Here is a 16644-nt window from a genome sequence, read left to right as displayed (position 1 = left end):
TCCTTTCCGTCGGCGTTATTGCGTTTGCTCGGCTTTCTGTTTTTCTGCTTCTTCGATTTTGCGGTCGTTTTCGTAATCCGAACGGAAGAGCCTGTCGAAACGGATGGTGTATTTCAACTCGCCGCCGTATGAACGGCTGCCGACGCGGGCAACGGCTTGTATGGCGCGGGTGAGCTGGTACACGAGCTTGACCGACTGTTCGGCACTGGAAAGACCGTATTCGTAACCTGCGTAGAGGTTGTTGGTGAACTGCTTGCCGACGGTCAGCACTTGTTCGGCGGGGTTGAGTTCGCCGGTTTGGGCGTTGCGGCTGCGTTGGCTGGTGATGCCCAAATCGTCCACCAGTCCGAGCCTGTCGTTGACTTGTCCGGCAAGGAGCGCGCCTGCCGCTGCGGAAAGGGCGGCATTGTCGCCGTCGCTGCCGCTGCTGGCGCGGTTGAGGATAAGCCAGGAGAGCTTGTCTTTTTCGCTCATCGCCTCTTTGGCAACGAGGGTTACGCGCGGATTGGAGAGGCTGCCGAGGACTTCGACGCCCGCACCGACGGGGGAAAGGCGGCGTTCGGCGCGGATGTTCAAGTTGGGATTGTTGAGCGGGCCGACGAAAGAAACCGTACCTTTGGTGATGTCGAGGTCTTGTCCGTAGGCTTTGTAACGACCTTTAACAACTTTAACCGTACCGACGCCTTGGATGGCTTCACCCGGGCGAGAAGTGATGGTCAGCTTGCCGCCTATGGTGATGTCTGCACCATAACCGACGAAACGGATGTTGTCGTTGAGGTTGAGCGTCAGGTTGAGGCTGATGGGCGTCACGGCGGCGGTTTGTTTTTTCTCTTCGCCCAACACGACGACATCGTCGTCCAACGAGGGCATGGAGGATTTTTGCGAACCGAACATACCGTAATCACTGCCCAACGTACCGTTGAGGATGAAGCCTCTGGCCTGGTTGTATTGCACTTTCGCGCTGCCGGAGAGGCGCAGGCGGCGGTTCGGACGGGAGAGGGTGTCGTATTTGTCGAAAACGACATCTACGTCAACATCCGGATCGGCGTTGGCAAGGTTGACGGAGCCTTTCAGCTCGAGCGTACCGCCTTTGTGGAACTTGAGGCTGTCGATAATCCAGCGTTGTCCCTGCAAATGGGAACGTAAAACGCCGTTGTCGAGGATGAGGCCTTGGGTTTGGTTGCGGTAGTAGAGGTTTTCGCCGTTGAGCGTACCGGAAAGCTGGGGATCGCCGACGCGTCCGCCAAGGCTGACGGCGGCATTCAGACGACCTTTGACGGTTTGTCCGACGGGCAGGAAGTTGCGGAAGACTTCGAGGTCGGCGACGTTGAGGTTGAGTTTGCCGCTCAAAGGCGCGGTGTCCATGCTGGCGCCCTGTCCGATGTTGACCGTACCTTCGGCTGTGCCGTAGTTGCTGGTACCGTTCAAGGTGGCGGCGATGGTGGGCGAACCGACGCGCCCGCCTATGGTGGCGGCGGCGTTCAGACGACCTGTAATGCCTTGCGCGGTAGCGGGCAGGAAGGTTTTGATTGCGCCCAAGTCGGGGACGTTGAGGTTGATTTTGCCGCTCACCGGCGCGTTGGCGATTTTGTTGCCGAACTGCTGGCTGATGCCCAAATCGGCGTTGACGCTGCCGAAGCGGGTATTGCCTTCAAGCGTGCTGTCGATGCGGCCGTTTTGGAAACGGGTGCGCAGGGCGAGCGCGCTCAAACCCAAGGGCATCTGTTTTTTCGGGTCTTTGTTCGGCAGGATGATGTCGCCGCTTTGGCGGTTGATGTTGAGGTAGCCGCGGGCATTTTGGCTGTACGCCAAATCCCAATCGCCGCCGAGTACCAAGTTGTGTTCGACGGGGATTTTGACGAAGTTTTGCAACTCGGTGATGTGCAGGCCTTGCGCACTGCCTTTGCTGGTGATGCCGGTTTTTTTGTCCCAAACGAAGTTTTGCAGGTTGAGGCTGCCGCCCATCACGCTCCAGCGCGCCGCGCTCATGGAAACGCGCTCCGCGCCTGCTTCGAGGTTCATGCGGTTTTGCAGTTTGAGGTTGAACGCGCCGCCGATGTCGAGCGTGTCCACGCTGCCTTTCCACTGATTGAAGTCTTTGTTCAGACCGCCCGCCGCGTTGACTTCGAGTTTGTAAGGTTTGCCGTCCAACGCCATGCTGCTGCTGCCGTGTATGCGGTGTTGCGCACCCGTGCCGTTGAGGGACAGGTTGACCGCATCGACGACGGTCGCGCCGCCGGAAAGGGCGATGTGGCTGCCTTTGATGTCGGCGGCAAGCGGACGGTTGATGTCGGGCGTGCCTTTGAGTTTGAAGTCAAGCATACGGATATTGACGGCATCGCCGACACGCAGCGCGCGCGCTTCGCCGGAGAGGTCGGCTTCGTAGGTTTTCAGCCCGCCCTTGAGGTCGCCTGAAATGTAGCCGCGCGTATTGAGCAGCCCGCCCAGTCCGAAACCGAAACGGGAAAGGTCGGGGGCGGTGATGTCGATGTTGAGACGGTCGCCTTTTTTGCCGAAGCTGCCGTTGGTTTTAACGATATTGTTGCCCAAACGCAGGTCGGTCAGCGCGCGCGGGAGGTGTCCGGATTCGTAAACGACGTCGGCTTTGCCGCTGAGGGGGACGTTGTTTAACGTACTCGGCGCAAACTGCATTTTGCCGGCGAATTTTTCTTTCGCCAGTTCGCCTGAAAGATTGATGGTGCCGTTGACGCTGCCGGCGGGCAGTTTTGAGTCGAGGCGGGACGGATTGAACGCCTTGCTGGAAACGTCGAGCTTGAGCAGGCGGTCTTTGAAGAGTTCGAGCGAACCTTGCGCCGTCAGTTCGCCGCCGTTTTGCGGGGCAATGCGGACGCGGTCGAGTTTGAGGGTGCGTTGACCGTGTTGTCTGTCGGTAACGAAGGACAACAGGCCGGAGAGTTGCGCGCTGCCGCTTTCAAGATTCCAGTCGATAGCGGGCGAGGCGGTTTCGCCTTTGACGCCGATAAAACCGTTCCACTGACCGGCAACATTGGTGTGGACGAGGTCGTCTGAAACGAGGTTGTTCACATTAATCTTGAGCGCCAGCGCGTTTTTCACCGTATCGACCGTACCGGCGACATTGAACGAACCTTCCTCCAACAGCCCGATTTCAGACTCTTGGATAGTCACCACGCCGTTGTCGTTAATCGTGAAGTCCGCCAGAATGTTGCGCACCGGAATGGATTTTGCATCGGCAAAACCTGCCGCCTTGTTTTCCAAGTCGAGCGAGCCATCCAGCGCGATACCGTGCGTAAACGAAGGCACGACGGTCGCGTCAAATGTCAGGTTTGCCTTAGGCAGCGACGGCAGGAAAGCAGTCGGATTGATATTGAAACCCTTGACCAGTACCTCGCCGATCATCTTATCCAGCGAAGCTGCAAACGGATGCACCGTCGATTTCGCCGACAAATGCACATCGTCGCCGTCCAGCAGAATTTCGGTCTGCACGTCCTGCAAGCTGCCCCACAGGCGCGCTTTACCCTCTATCGTCTCGCCTTCCAGCTCGCCCTTCGTCTGAATCGTCGTATTGAGCGCAAACGGCTTCTCCAGCCCGACCACCGCCGAACCCGTCGAATTGCTCCACGGCGTATCGAGGGTTTTCAAATCCAAACGGTGTTCTTTCTGATCGTAATGGTATGCCGCATTCAGATGGTCGAGATAGGCCGTCTGCTTGTCAAAATTTTTGCCCACACTGAGCCTGCCCGTCTCAAAACGGTCGATAAACACCAACACAGGCAAATCAATGCTCTCAGGCAGCCCTTTGGACGGCTTTTTCTCTTTCGGTGGCGTCGGCTTCGGCACGACCGCAATATCGCCCGCCACAATTTCAGTAATATGCAGGCTGCGCTGAAACAGCTCGGACGGCTTCCAATCAAAACGGAACGCGCTGATTTTCACATCCGCCCCATCCGTTTCAATCATCCATTTATCGCCGTGAAAACCCTTGACCAGCGTACCTTCCAGCGTTTCCGACGCAATCTTCACGCCAAACCACGACGGAATCTTGTACAAACCGAAACGCAAACCCGATTCCGTCCCCACCAGCCAGCCGATAAAGCCCGCCAGCGCGCACACCAGCACAACCAACGCCAGCAACAGACCCCGCAACCAGCGTCTCTTGCGCTTGGGCGGGGTGGATTGTGTTTCAGACGACGTAGGCACACTGTTTGGCGTTTCTTGGGCTTCTTGGACTGCTGTTTCGGACATCTTGGCTTTCTTGTATGACTTAACGGCTTCTCAGAACTCCGCCGCACCCGACGGAATCGGCTTTTCAGACGACCCCATATCAGGACAAGCCTTCTGAAAAAGGATAATCATATCCCATTGCAGCGAATTGTGCTTGGGAAAGACAGCATTTCAGGTTTCAGACGACCCCATATGCCCGAACGTCATGCCCGAAGCGGTAAAAATGTCAACAAATGCAAAAAGGTCGTCTGAAAAGACTGCGGGAGTTTAGCCCCGCATTTTCAGACGACCTCTGCGTATTTCAATAACCCAACGCAAATCAATGAAAAGAAATACGTCGGGTTTTGCCTCAAGCTGCGGCTTACCTGCCCGACAATACCGCCGCACCTGCTTTCGCGACGCTTTCGTCTTCATCGACCGAGCCGCCGCTCACGCCGACACTGCCGACGATAACGCCGTTTTTATCCACCAGCAGCACACCGCCGGCAAAAATCACCAAGCCGTCGTTGGTCACCTCAATACCGTAAAGCTCGCCGCCCGGCTGCGAAGCCTTGCCCAAATCGCGGGTGGACATATTGAAATAACGCGCCGTTTTCGCCTTTTTCTGCGCAATATCGATACTGCCGATAAACGCATCGTCCATACGCGCAAACGCCTTCAAATTACCGCCTGCGTCCATGACCGCGATATTCATCGGCACCTTGATTTCACGCGCCTTTTTCATCGAAGCCTGCACCACCGCCTGCGCCTGAGCCGTCGTCAAATCGCCCGGCAGCGTTTTGGCCAAACCCGCCGAAAACGCCGGCGCACCCAATGCCAAAGTACACAACAATGCAACTGATTTTATGCCGCGCATAACTGTCTCCTTGTATTGAATCAATGAAAGGTACTGCACTTTTGATTGTATGCCTGTCGGCGGGAACAATAAAGGTCGTCTGAAAACCATAAGACAGGTTTTCAGACGACCTCGGATGGGTTTCGGTTTGGTAGTTTCAGCAGCAACTGTATTTTTGACCCCGTCGGGCAAAAATACCAAAACTCAAATCAAGCCGTTCGGATACCGTTTTCGGCAAAGTAATCATTCAATACTGTCAGTAGTCGGTATACATTGTAGCGTGGGCTTTGCCCACGATAATGTTGGGTAAAAGAGGTCATCTGAAATTTTGAGTTTGATTCGTGGGCAAAGCCCACGCTACGGGTTTCTATTCTCTCTTGCTACGGTTTTGCCGTAGGTAGGATTCTCGAATCCGACGGCTATTTGAGATGACAGCGGCTGTTGTCGGATACAAGCCTCCAACCTGCGGCCGGCTACGGTTTGCCCAGCATTATTTGCAACGCATCATCGTCCGCGTCCGCCAAACTTTTTTGCCTGAGCCATCCGTCGAGTAATCACGGAATCTTTGCGTCAGCACGCCTCGGTTTAAAGAAAACTCAAAATTATCGTTATAAATCTGCGTACCTTGCTCCGGCTCCTCTTCCCGAACGCGTGCCGTACCTGCGATTTTATCGGGCGAATAAATTCGATAATTCAGTTTCGTATATTTCGCGCCCCATTCCCAACCATTTAATTCAATTGATTTTTTACCTATTTCAATATAAAAGCCGCTATCTTCCGACACATAGACATTATCCATAGCAGCGTTTTCATCATAACCCATGGCACATAAAGCCCTTATATGTTTGGGCGATACCTTCCCTTCATAATGCCCGGCCCATTTGCCTTGAAACGCTTGCGGAATATCTTGGGCAGCGGCTTGGAATCCAAGAAGGAGCAAACCGGCGGTCAGAACAGATTTTAAAGTGAGCGACATTATTTATACCTTTCAAGAAAGAGTGTTCAAATCAATATGAATAATACAGGAAACGGAAAGAATATAAAAAGGTCGTCTGAAAACCATAAGACAGGTTTTCAGACGACCTCAGATGGGCTTTGGATTCAAACACCGTATGCCCGCGGTTTCAGCAGGTCGGATTCGTCAATCCGAAACTTACCCTTACCCCTGTTGTTGGATGATATGCACATCGCGCTGCGGGAAAGGAATATTGATATTGGCGGCGCGCAGATTTTCCACCACCTGCTCGTTCAATCCGAAGCGGAACGCACCCAAATCGGCTTCGTTCGTCCACGCCCAAAGCGTGATTTCGATGGCACTGTCGGCCAAGTTGGTAATATATGTTACTGCCTCTTTGCCTTGGGTCTGTACGCACAAAGGATGCTCGGTGGCGGCTTTCAAAACGGCGGCTTTGGCGGCCTTCAAATCACAGGCGTAATCCACGCCGACCACCACCTGCACGCGGCACAGCGGCATGGAAGAACGATTCACGATACTGTTGCTCATGACGACGCTGTTGGGCAGGATGATTTCTTCGTTGTCCGGCGTACTCAGCGCAGTCTGCACCATTTTAATTTCGCTCACCGTGCCTTCAAAGCCGTTAACCTTGATGTAGTCGCCGACTTTAAACGGACGGAACAGAATAATCAGCGCGCCGGCGGCAAAGTTCGACAGTTGGTCTTTCAGCGACAAAGCCACCGCCAAACCCGCGCCGCCGATTAAGGCGGTAACCGACGTGGTCGGAATGCCCAGCTTGCCCAGCGCGGCAATGATGATCAGGATTAACAGGCCGACATTAGCCACATTGCCGAGGAAGCTGACGAGCGTTCTGTCCACTTTGGCGCGGGTCAGCGCAGCTTTCATCAGGATAACGAGGCGGGCGGCAATCCATCTGCCGACAAAGAAAATTGCCAGAGCAGCAACGAGGTTGGTACCGAATGCCATGCCGGTTTCGGCAAGACGTTCCCAGCCTGAGAATGAAGAGAGGTTTTCAAGATCGAAATTCATGATTTTTATTTCTGGTTAAAGGATGGTTGGAAATCTGGATATTATGGGTTTTGCGGCAAGCCTGTCTATCTTTTCAGACGACCTTAAACCGCGTATCTGGACCGTATTGAATCCATAAAGGGGACCGAGCCCGTGATTGTATGCCTGTCGGCGGGAAGAATAAAGGTCGTCTGAAAAACTCTGTAACGGGTTTTTCAGACGACCTTGGATGGGTTTTGGGTTGCAAGCACCGCGTGCGTACCGCACACACCCTACACCCGATGCCCAGTTTCAGTAGGTCAGATTCTCGAATCTGACGGCTTTTGGGATAGCAGGCTTTTGTCGGATACAAGTATCCGACCTACGGCTGGCTGAAAAACTCTGTAACGGGTTTTTCAGACGACCTTGGATGGGTTTTGGGGTTCAACAACCGCATGCGTGCGTACCGCACACATCCTACATCCGATGCCAGGTTTCAGTAGGTCAGATTCTCGAATCTGACGGCTTTTTAGATGGTAGGATTTTGTCGGATACAAGTATCCGACCTACTGCTGGCTAATCCTTTTTAATCGGCGGATTGGCATTAATCGGCAGCGACGAGCGGGACACTTTAACTTTTGGATAATGCTTCCGCATAAAGTGCTGAAATACTTCCGCCTTGCGCTCTTTTCCGCTCTTTTCGTAATTCGTCCCCAAAATCACTTCATCCACAATATCGCGTATATCGGCATAAGGCAGATAGACGGATTTTGTGGTTTTGCAATATTCGATTTTGTCCGAACCGATTTGTTCGATTTTCAGCAGGCGGAATTCTTCCTCGTCACGGAAAGCAAAATCTTTAAACAGATAGCGGATATATTCCAAAGCTTTTTTGTCTTCATCTTTTATCTTAGATAGGTTCATTAACTTCCACAACGCTGCTTTGAGCTCCTTAATACGGAACTTATGCCATTTTAGATTTTTCCCAACAGGCTTTAATCGAATACCGAATTTTGGTCTTCTTGCATCGGGTAGCCATATTGTGCATTTTTCCTTAGCAATATATTCATCGGAATAAGCGATATAAGCTACCTGATAAAGCGGCAGGTTTTCATCTTCCGAACCCGCTACATCTGCCTCTATTGGTTCTTTGAAACCTTCATTCTGTTTATTTGTAAAACTTTTGAACGAAGAAGAAACATCAGGCTCTTTCAACCAATCCCCGCTTTTATTAAATACCAAGCAGCAACCCGATGCTTCCACGCCGTTTTCTTTGCCATACAAACGGAACTGATTCAAATCGTTTACGCGGCTGGAGAAACAGGTAAAGAAAGCATTATAGGCAGGGCAATCTGCCTTGTTTTCCAATTCCAAATCCTGCAGATTCAGCAACTCCAGCAGCCCTTCTCCTTCGGTCGGGTCATTCATATAAGTGGAGCTACCAATTCTCATTGGACTAACCTTACTACTGTCAACAGGATCGTTATCATTGGCTTTATCATCGGTTTTATCACTGATGATGCCAAATAATTTTTCGCATACTAAAGGCGAAGTGTAATGTGCAAGTGGAATTGATCCCAATTCAATAGGTGGGATATTTAAAACCGCCAGAATGGTAGAAATTGCGTTTATTAAATCTCCTTTTTTAGTTTCAAATAAATCTCCCTGTATTTTCCGTTTTTTCCATTCAAAATATCTTTCCCATTTTTTTTGAATTATGGCTTGTTTGAAATAACAACGGCCTAACCAAGATTGTGCATTGTTTTGTTTTTGAAGGCTGTTTTGCTTGTCTTCCAGCTGTTCGGCAAGCCTCAATTGCTGTTGGAAATGCTCAACGGCATGCTCAAATAACTGTTCCGACTCTTTGCCTTTGGCTTTCTTCGCCTGCTCTAAATAGCAACCGCCAAGCCAAGATTGGGCATTGATTTGTTCTTGAAGGCTGTTTTGCTTGTCTTCCAGCTGTTCGGCAAGCCTCAATTGCTGTTGGTGGTGTTTAACTGCCTGTCCAAATAACTGTTCCGACTCTTTGCCTTTGGCTTTCTTCGCCTGCTCGAAATAGCAGCGGGCAAGCCAATTTTGGGCATAGATTTGTTCTTGAATACTGTTTTGCTTGTCTTCCAGCTGTTCGGCAAGCCTCAATTGCTGTTGGAAATGCTCAACGGCATGCTCAAATAACTGTTCCGGCTCTTTGCCTTTGGCTTTCTTCACCTGCTCTAAATAGCAACCGCCAAGCCAAGATTGGGCATTGATTTGTTCTTGAAGGCTGTCTTGCTTGTCTTCCAGCTGTGCGGCAAGACTCAATTGTTGTTGGTGGTGTTTAACTGCCTGTCCAAATAACTGTTCCGACTCTTTGCCTTTGGCTTTCTTCGCCTGCTCGAAATAGCAGCGGGCAAGCCAATTTTGGGCATAGATTTGTTCTTGAATACTGTTTTGCTTGTCTTCCAGCTGTTCGGCAAGCCTCAATTGCTGTTGGAAATGCTCAACTACCCGCTCAAACAACTTAGCCGCTTCCTTGCCTTCGGCTTTCATCGCCTGCTCTAAATAGCAACGGCCAAGCCAATATTGGGCATTGTTTTGTTCTTGAAGACTGTTTTGCTTATCTTCCAGCTGTTTGGCAAGCCTCAATTGCTGTTGGAAATGCTCAACTACCCGCTCAAACAACTTAGCCGCTTCCTTGCCTTCGGCTTTCATCGCCTGCTCTAAATAGCAACGACCAAGCCAAGATTGGGCATAGACTTGTTGTTCAATACTGTTTTGCTTGTCTTCCAGCTGTTCGGCAAGCCTCAATTGCTGTTGGAAATGCTCAACGGCATGCTCAAATAACTGTTCCGGCTCTTTGCCTTTGGCTTTTAGCGCCTGTTCAAAATAGCAACAGCCAAGATAAAACTGAATATAGTTTTGCTCTTGAATTTGGCTATCTTTATCTTTAATTTCATCTAAAGCCTGATTCAGCTTCTCAATCGCTTCGTCAAATTTTTTGTTCTTAAATAACGCTACACCCTCTTTAATTAAATCTAGAACATTCATTACTTTATCCCTTTTTCAAAACAATCTGTTAAATACCATACCATCTCAATGCGCCTCTTCCCAATTCATCCCCACACCAACCTCAGCCACCAGCGGCACGTTCAACATCCCTTCGTCCACTTTCGCCATAATCTGCGGCAGTTTTTCTTTCACTAAATCCAGTTCGGCTTCGGGGACTTCCAACACCAGTTCGTCATGCACCTGCATAATCAGTTTGCTCTTCAGGTCGTCTGAAACCAGCCAGCGGGACACGTCTATCATGGCGCGTTTGATGAGGTCGGACGCGGTGCCTTGCATGGGGGCGTTGATGGCGGCGCGTTCGGCTCCGGCGCGGGCGTTGGCGTTTTTGTTGCGGATGTCGGGCAGGTAGAGGCGGCGGCCGAACAGGGTTTCGACGAAGCCTTGGGCGGCGGCTTGTTCTTTGGTGCGCTGCATGTATTCGGCGACGCCGGGGTAGCGGGCGAAGTAGCGGTCGATGAAGGTTTTGGCGGACAGGTTGTCTATGCCCAGCGATTTGGCGAGGCCGTATTGGCCCATGCCGTAAATGAGGCCGAAGTTGATGGTTTTGGCGTAGCGGCGTTGTTCAGACGAGACGTTTTCAGGGGCGATGCCGAATACTTCGGCGGCGGTGCGGCGGTGTACGTCTTCGCCGTTTTGGAACGCGGCGATGAGGGTTTTGTCGCCGGAGAGGTGCGCCATAATGCGCAGCTCGATTTGGGAATAGTCGGCAGAAACGATGACGCTGCCTTGCGGTGCGGTGAAGGCGCGGCGCACGCGGCGGCCTTCGGCGGTGCGGATGGGGATGTTTTGCAGGTTGGGGTTGTTGCTGGCGAGGCGGCCGGTAATGGCGACGGCTTGGGCGTAGGTGGTATGCACGCGGCCGTCTTTGGGGGAAATCATTTCGGGCAGTTTGTCGGTGTAGGTGGATTTGAGTTTCGCCAGGCTGCGGTTTTGCAGGATGATTTTTGGCAGGGGGTAGTCGGGCGCGAGCTGTTCGAGCACGGCTTCGTTGGTGGAAATGCCGCCTTTTGCGGTTTTTTTCAGGCCTTTGGTGGGGATGCCCATTTTGTCGAACAGGATTTCTTGAAGCTGTTTGGGCGAGTTGAGGTTGAACGGTTGGCCTGCGACGGCGTAGGCTTCTTGTTCGAGCTTCATCAGCTCTGCGCCGAGTTCTGCGCTTTGGCGGGCGAGTTCGGCGCGGTCGATTTGTACGCCGTTGCGTTCCATTTCAAACAATACTTGAGCGACGGGAAGCTCCATTTTTTCATACATTTCAAGCTGTTTGGCGTCCATTTGCGCGCGCAGGTGCGCTTCGAGGCGCAGGGCGAAATCGGCGTCTTGGGCGGCATATTCGGTCGCCTGCTCGATGGCGACGTCGGCAAAACCGATCTGCTTCGCGCCTTTGCCGCACAGTGATTCGTAGGTAATGGTTTCCAAGCCCAGCCAGCGTTCGGACAATTCGTCCAAGCCGTGTCCGAGATGGCTCTCGATGATGTAGGAAGCGAGCATGGCATCGCCGGCGATGCCGTTCAGGGCGATGCCGTAGTTGGCGAAAACATGTTGGTCGTATTTGAGGTTTTGCCCGATTTTTTTCAGGGCGGGGTTTTCCAAATGCGGTTTCAGACGACCTAATACGTCTTGTAAATCAAGCTGTTCGGGCGCAGCAGTCAGGCTGTGTCCTACGGGGATGTAAACCGCTTCGCCTGCTTGGAATGCGATGCTGATGCCGACCAACGCGGCGTTCATCGCGTCTAGGGACGTGGTTTCCGTATCGATGCCGATGGTGTCCGCCCGCGACAGTTTGTCCAACAAAGCGGCAAACTGCGCTTCGGTGGTAACGGCTTGATAATCCAGTTTTTCAGGGGCTGGGGCGAGTTCGGGTTGTTTTTCAGGCTGTGTTTCCATCGCCAATGCGGCTTGTTCGCCGATATGCTCGCTGCCAAATAAATCTGTGTTTTGTGCTTCGTGCATACGGCTTTCCGCCTCTTTCAGCCAAGTGCGGAAGCCCCAGCGTTTGAAATCGACAACCAGCTGCGCCCATTTCGGCGAAGTGCGGCGCAGGCTTTCGAGGCCGTCTGAAAGCTCGGCGTGCAAGTCCACATCGGTTTTAATCGTTACCAAATCATACGAAAGCGGCAGTTGGGGCAGCGCGGCTTGCAGGTTTTCGCCAACCTTGCCTTTGACTTCGCCAGCGTGTTCCATCACACCGGCCAGCGAGCCGTAGGCTTCCAGCCACTTCACCGCCGTTTTCGGACCGCACTTCTCCACGCCCGGCACATTGTCCACCTTGTCGCCCATCAGCGCGAGATAATCTCGGATTTGGTCGGGGCGCACGCCGAATTTTTCCTTCACTCCTTCAATGTCCAGCGTTTCGCCGCTCATCGTGTTTACCAGCGTCACGCGCTCGTTCACCAACTGCGCCATGTCCTTATCGCCAGTGGATACCACCACATTCCAACCCGCTTCACCGGCCATCGCCGCCAGCGTGCCGATAACGTCGTCCGCTTCGACTTGCGGAATCACCAGCACCGGCCAGCCCATCAACCGCACCAAATCCGGCAAGGCTTCTGCCTGCGGGCGCAAATCGTCCGGCATCGGCGGGCGCGTCGCCTTGTAGTCGGGGAACATCTCGTGGCGGAAATTCTTGCCCTTCGCATCAAACACCACCGCGCAATAATCATGAACATAATCCGCCCGCAGCCGGCGCAACATGTTCAACACGCCGTAAAGCGCACCCGTAGGCGCACCGTCAGGCGCGGACAACTGCGCCATCGCGTGATAAGCGCGGTAAAGATAAGAAGAGCCGTCGACGAGGAGAAGGGTGGGTTTGGACATGGTGAACCTGCTTGAAGTAAGTAAAAAATAGATGGATGGATTATAAAGGAAAAGCTCGGTTCTCCCCATGTGTCTGCAAATGTGTTTCAGCGTGTACCAGGGGCTGTCAACATTCAATAGTTTCCGTGTCTTTTTATCCCCAAAGCGGTATCTTCCGCGTTGGAAATCCTCACAAGGTGTCCAACCTTGTTGCGGTTTCCGCCTTGAATCTTCCGCTTTGTGAACAAAAATCCACTTGGAAAATTAAATGTCGACAGCCCCTAGGGTTTACAAAAATAAACCATTTCAAATATTGCGCCTTGTCATTTCATCTTGTATATTTGCATACAAATGAATACAAACCAAATCAAACGAATATGAATGCGACAAACCGTATCCCAGTCAGCGTGCGAATTACTCAGGAAGACGCTGATTTTATTGCCGAATTAAAAATTGAAGGCGCAAATACGCCGTCTGAAAAAATCCGCGAGCTGCTCAAGCAGGCGCGTTTGGCGCATACGCAGACGCGGGATTACGGCTCCGCGCTGACGGCGCAGGAGCAGTTTTTCCAAGCGGCGAAACATGACGTGCTGCACGCGGAAAAGCAGGCGGGGGTGCATTCGCATATCGTGGCGCGATTGTTTGAGCAGCTGCCCGACTTGGGTGCGACGCTCGCCGCCGATTTGCCCGAAGAAGCCGACCTCGACAGTTTGAAAAAATACGAACGCGAATTGATGTGGCGCATCGTCCGCCTGACCGACAGCATCTTGCAGCTCGCCGTAACCGGCAAAGGCGCGGCATACGACGATACCGTTCTGCAACAGCTTGAAAATACTTTGAAACTGGCGAAGATTGTGCAACAGGCGGGCGAGGTTTGAGAAGTAAGTGAAAGGCTGACTGAAAAATGAAAATCCACCATTGGCTTCTGACCTGTATGTTCATCTATCCCTCTTTGGCGGTGAGTGCGAACGGCAGCGCACAACCCGTTACCGAGCAGCAAGTCCTGCGGCTGACTGAAATTTATGTGACGCAGCATTACGGCGAACAAACCGCTCAAGCGCAAAAGCCGTATCGGGTGAAAAAAGACGGGGAGCATTGGGTTATCAGCGGAAAACCACCTAAAGCGCTGGGCGGCAATTTCCGCGCCGTTATCGGAGCAAACGGTCAGCTGGAAGAAATCACGCATAGCAAGTAGTGCAAGGTTTGAGGTCGTCTGAAAGGCTTTCCCCTCAGTCCTGAACACCCATGTCCAATATCAAAGGCAAGGCAACAAGATGGAAAAATGGATAGCAGAAGCATACGAATTATTTGCACCTTACAGCGTGTGCTTCCCGCTGAATATCTGCACTTGCAATAGCTGCTCTCCCGAAGATTTCCAACAGGCGTTGTTGGAATATCCGTTACGCGAGATTCCTGTCGATATGTTGCAGGCGTATTTGGGCAGCGTGCCTTTGGACAAAGGAGCAGCGACGGCTTTAGACATGAAACATTTTCTGCCACGTATTTTGCAGGCTTTGGTCAACGAGGAAGATGTCCGATCGCTTGATGAAACGTTGCTCGATAAGTTGTGTTGCCATTTTCCCGAATGCTGGACAAAAGAAGAAATCGATTGGCTAAAACGTTTCGCCGCCGCTTGGTTTGACTCGCAACTGACTGCGCCCCGCTACGAAGGCTGCTTGGTCGTTTGGCTGAATATGTTTCAATTTGCCGGATTGGATGTTGTCGACGAACTGCTGGCAGTGTGGACGGAGCAGGCGGATAAAACGGCAGCTTTACGCGAATTTGTCGACTTGTATTTAGAGATTCCGTATGGAAGCGATGAGCCGGATTGGTACAAAGTCTGCTATCTGCCCGAGCATTGTCCGAATAGAACGCAATTCGCAGCCCGACTGTCGGCTTGGTTTACCCACCCGGATACCCGCGCCACATTCAGACGAGCTTTAGAACAAGCCCTGCTGGAAGGCAAAGAAGACGAAAACGAAACATTGTCATGGGAGCAATGTTACGACTGGTTGGCACAATCGGATGCCGGCTAAACACAATATTTCTCATGATTTCATAAAGAAAGGAAAATCCAAATGAGCGAAACCCTATCCCGCAGAGTGGGCCGTCTGGTGAGCGGCGGTTTTCATGCCCTGATTGATGCGGCGGAAAACCTTGCGCCTGAGGCAGTCATGAACGAGAGCATCCGCGAAATCGAGCGGGCGGTGGACGAAGTGCGTGCCGAGTTGGGCAAAGTGTTGGCGCAGAAACACCTTGCCGCCAAGAAAATGGCGGACGAGAGCAACCGCCACGAAGCCATCGATGCCAACCTGCAAGCCGCCGTAGCGGCGGGGCGCGACGACCTTGCCGAGGCGGGCATCGCCGAACAAATGGACATCGAAGCGCGTCTGCCTGTTTTGGAAAACACCATCGCCGACTGTGCCGCGCAGGAAAAAGAACTTGAAGGCTTTATCGCCGCCTTGCAGGCGAAAAAACGCGAGATGCAGCAGCAGTTGCAAGACTGGCGCGCCGCGCAGCAAAGCACGGGCGCAGGCAAAGCGGCAAGCAGCAGCGACCTCAACCGCATCGCCCGTGATGCCGAAAAAAGCGGCAACGCTTTTGACCGCGTGATGGGTCGTCAAAACGCGGTACACAGCAGCACCGATGCGGCGCAGTTGGCAAAATTGAAGGAGTTAGAAGACTTGAGCCGCAACAACCGTATTGCCGAACGATTGGCGGCACTGAAGGCGGGGAAATAAGTTTTCAGACGACCTCCTTTGTCAGAAAGGTCGTCTGAAAAGAAAAACGCCGCGCGGAGCTTGTCCTTGCGGCGTGTGGCGGAACGGATCAGTAGTCGATGCGTTCGCTGATAATCCTTAAATCCGGCCATGAGAAGACGATGTCGTATTCGCGTCCGTTTTTGAAGGCTTCGGCTTTCAATACGGGGCGGCCGCGGCGGTCGTCGGCTTCGATTTCGTGAACTTGGTAGCCGCGTCGTTCGAGTATCCGCATGACTTGCGCGCGTTTTTGCTCGAAGGACGGATCGCTGTAAATTTGGTGTTCGATGTAGTCGTCATCGTAATACTTGCCGTCGCGGTAACGGTAGTCGTCATTACGGTCGTAATCGCGCTCATAGCGGTCGTCGTAACGATCATCATAGCGGTCATCGTGACGGTCATAACGCTGCTCGTAGCGGTCGGTACGATAGTCGTCATCGTAATAGTCGTAAGGATAAGGGGCGGCACAAGCGGTCAGTGCGATACTGCCTAAGAGTAATACCGGTAAAAGTTTTTTCATGTCGTATCCTTTCGGGACGTGGGGTAAGTAAAGAATATTCGGAAGCGGATTATAAATCGACGCGTTCTACGAGAATGTTCAAATCGGGATAAGACATCACGATTTTGTATTCCAAACTGCCTTTGTAGGCCTCAAATTCCAAAACGGGTCTTGCCCAATAGAGGTCGGTGTCGGAATCGTGGACTTCGTAGCCTCTGTTATGCAGGATGGACAAAGCGCGGTCGTGGTGTTGCGCGAACGCCGGGTCTGTCTCCATGCGGTATTGGGCGTAGTCTTCGTAAAGGTCGAAACCTTCTGCTGCAAGAAAAATGGCGCAAATGACGGCGGCAGGAAGCAGCAGTTTTTTCAAAAGCGGTTTGAACGGTTCTATATATTGCGACTGCGGATATTTCATTTCGTTCCCTTTGCGTCTGTTGTCGGTATAGACATTTAAACACGCAGGACTTAGGGAAAAGTTAGGAGCGTTTTCAGACGACCTTTCTTGACGGACGGTACGCACAGGCCGTCTGAAAACGGATAGGGA

General features: G+C 52.4%; 12 protein-coding genes. 4 read left to right on the top strand and 8 right to left on the bottom strand.

Features of this window, described 5'->3' with window-relative positions; all coding sequences use genetic code 11:
- Positions 1-15 precede the first annotated feature (15 nt).
- The 6 genes from H3L95_RS10250 to polA form a co-directional block, all read right to left on the bottom strand.
- Positions 16-4224: a translocation/assembly module TamB domain-containing protein gene (locus H3L95_RS10250; protein ID WP_003761020.1), complete on the bottom strand. Its 4209-nt coding sequence runs from the start codon at positions 4222-4224 to the stop codon at positions 16-18.
- Between the two features lie 340 nt (positions 4225-4564).
- Positions 4565-5059: a GlcG/HbpS family heme-binding protein gene (locus H3L95_RS10245; protein WP_040668993.1), complete on the bottom strand. Its 495-nt coding sequence runs from the start codon at positions 5057-5059 to the stop codon at positions 4565-4567.
- 469 nt (positions 5060-5528) lie between these two features.
- Entirely contained in the window at positions 5529-6014 is a 486-nt protein-coding gene (locus H3L95_RS10240; protein ID WP_003761027.1) for a hypothetical protein, read from the bottom strand.
- Positions 6015-6197: 183 nt separating this feature from the next.
- A complete protein-coding gene (locus tag H3L95_RS10235) occupies positions 6198-7043 on the bottom strand; it encodes a mechanosensitive ion channel family protein (RefSeq protein WP_003761028.1) in 846 nt (281 codons plus the stop codon).
- Between the two features lie 534 nt (positions 7044-7577).
- On the bottom strand, positions 7578-10028 hold the full coding sequence (locus H3L95_RS13905; protein WP_259345815.1) for a tetratricopeptide repeat protein: 2451 nt from the start codon (positions 10026-10028) through the stop codon (positions 7578-7580).
- Between the two features lie 45 nt (positions 10029-10073).
- On the bottom strand, positions 10074-12863 hold the full coding sequence (gene polA / locus H3L95_RS10225; protein WP_040668787.1) for a DNA polymerase I: 2790 nt from the start codon (positions 12861-12863) through the stop codon (positions 10074-10076).
- A 356-nt stretch (positions 12864-13219) separates the two neighbouring features.
- On the opposite strand from polA, the gene H3L95_RS10220 reads away from it, so the two are divergent.
- From H3L95_RS10220 to H3L95_RS10205, 4 genes are all read left to right on the top strand, one after another.
- Positions 13220-13720 carry a hypothetical protein gene (locus tag H3L95_RS10220; protein ID WP_003759852.1) on the top strand — a complete coding sequence of 167 codons (501 nt, stop codon included), beginning with the start codon at positions 13220-13222 and terminating at the stop codon, positions 13718-13720.
- Positions 13721-13746: 26 nt separating this feature from the next.
- The gene (locus H3L95_RS10215; protein ID WP_003759850.1) at positions 13747-14037 is read left to right on the top strand and encodes an NTF2 fold immunity protein; all 291 of its coding nucleotides are present in this window, start codon (positions 13747-13749) and stop codon (positions 14035-14037) included.
- Positions 14038-14116: 79 nt separating this feature from the next.
- Positions 14117-14878 (top strand): hypothetical protein, encoded by a 762-nt coding sequence (locus H3L95_RS10210; protein ID WP_003759849.1) that lies wholly within the window; start codon positions 14117-14119, stop codon positions 14876-14878.
- 42 nt (positions 14879-14920) lie between these two features.
- Positions 14921-15583: a PspA/IM30 family protein gene (locus tag H3L95_RS10205; protein ID WP_003759847.1), complete on the top strand. Its 663-nt coding sequence runs from the start codon at positions 14921-14923 to the stop codon at positions 15581-15583.
- 88 nt (positions 15584-15671) lie between these two features.
- On the opposite strand, the gene H3L95_RS14240 is transcribed toward H3L95_RS10205, so the two are convergent.
- On the bottom strand, positions 15672-16121 hold the full coding sequence (locus tag H3L95_RS14240) for a PepSY domain-containing protein (RefSeq protein ID WP_003759845.1): 450 nt from the start codon (positions 16119-16121) through the stop codon (positions 15672-15674).
- A gap of 49 nt (positions 16122-16170) precedes the next feature.
- Positions 16171-16515: a hypothetical protein gene (locus H3L95_RS10195; protein ID WP_003759843.1), complete on the bottom strand. Its 345-nt coding sequence runs from the start codon at positions 16513-16515 to the stop codon at positions 16171-16173.
- Between the last annotated feature and the right edge of the window lie 129 nt (positions 16516-16644).

Source organism: Neisseria sicca (genome assembly GCF_014054945.1).
Lineage (GTDB): Bacteria > Pseudomonadota > Gammaproteobacteria > Burkholderiales > Neisseriaceae > Neisseria > Neisseria sicca.
The sequence above is the reverse complement of the archived record's forward strand: the minus strand, read 5'-3'. Positions and strand labels throughout refer to the sequence as shown.

What these genes read in the sequence shown, in the direction of transcription:
- H3L95_RS10250 (WP_003761020.1), bottom strand. Translation starts at nt 4,224, where the DNA reads ATGTCCGAAACAGCAGTCCAAGAAGCCCAAGAAACGCCAAACAGTGTG.
- H3L95_RS10245 (WP_040668993.1), bottom strand. Translation starts at nt 5,059, where the DNA reads ATGCGCGGCATAAAATCAGTTGCATTGTTGTGTACTTTGGCATTGGGT.
- H3L95_RS10240 (WP_003761027.1), bottom strand. Translation starts at nt 6,014, where the DNA reads ATGTCGCTCACTTTAAAATCTGTTCTGACCGCCGGTTTGCTCCTTCTT.
- H3L95_RS10235 (WP_003761028.1), bottom strand. Translation starts at nt 7,043, where the DNA reads ATGAATTTCGATCTTGAAAACCTCTCTTCATTCTCAGGCTGGGAACGT.
- H3L95_RS13905 (WP_259345815.1), bottom strand. Translation starts at nt 10,028, where the DNA reads ATGAATGTTCTAGATTTAATTAAAGAGGGTGTAGCGTTATTTAAGAAC.
- polA (WP_040668787.1), bottom strand. Translation starts at nt 12,863, where the DNA reads ATGTCCAAACCCACCCTTCTCCTCGTCGACGGCTCTTCTTATCTTTAC.
- H3L95_RS10220 (WP_003759852.1), top strand. Translation starts at nt 13,220, where the DNA reads ATGAATGCGACAAACCGTATCCCAGTCAGCGTGCGAATTACTCAGGAA.
- H3L95_RS10215 (WP_003759850.1), top strand. Translation starts at nt 13,747, where the DNA reads ATGAAAATCCACCATTGGCTTCTGACCTGTATGTTCATCTATCCCTCT.
- H3L95_RS10210 (WP_003759849.1), top strand. Translation starts at nt 14,117, where the DNA reads ATGGAAAAATGGATAGCAGAAGCATACGAATTATTTGCACCTTACAGC.
- H3L95_RS10205 (WP_003759847.1), top strand. Translation starts at nt 14,921, where the DNA reads ATGAGCGAAACCCTATCCCGCAGAGTGGGCCGTCTGGTGAGCGGCGGT.
- H3L95_RS14240 (WP_003759845.1), bottom strand. Translation starts at nt 16,121, where the DNA reads ATGAAAAAACTTTTACCGGTATTACTCTTAGGCAGTATCGCACTGACC.
- H3L95_RS10195 (WP_003759843.1), bottom strand. Translation starts at nt 16,515, where the DNA reads ATGAAATATCCGCAGTCGCAATATATAGAACCGTTCAAACCGCTTTTG.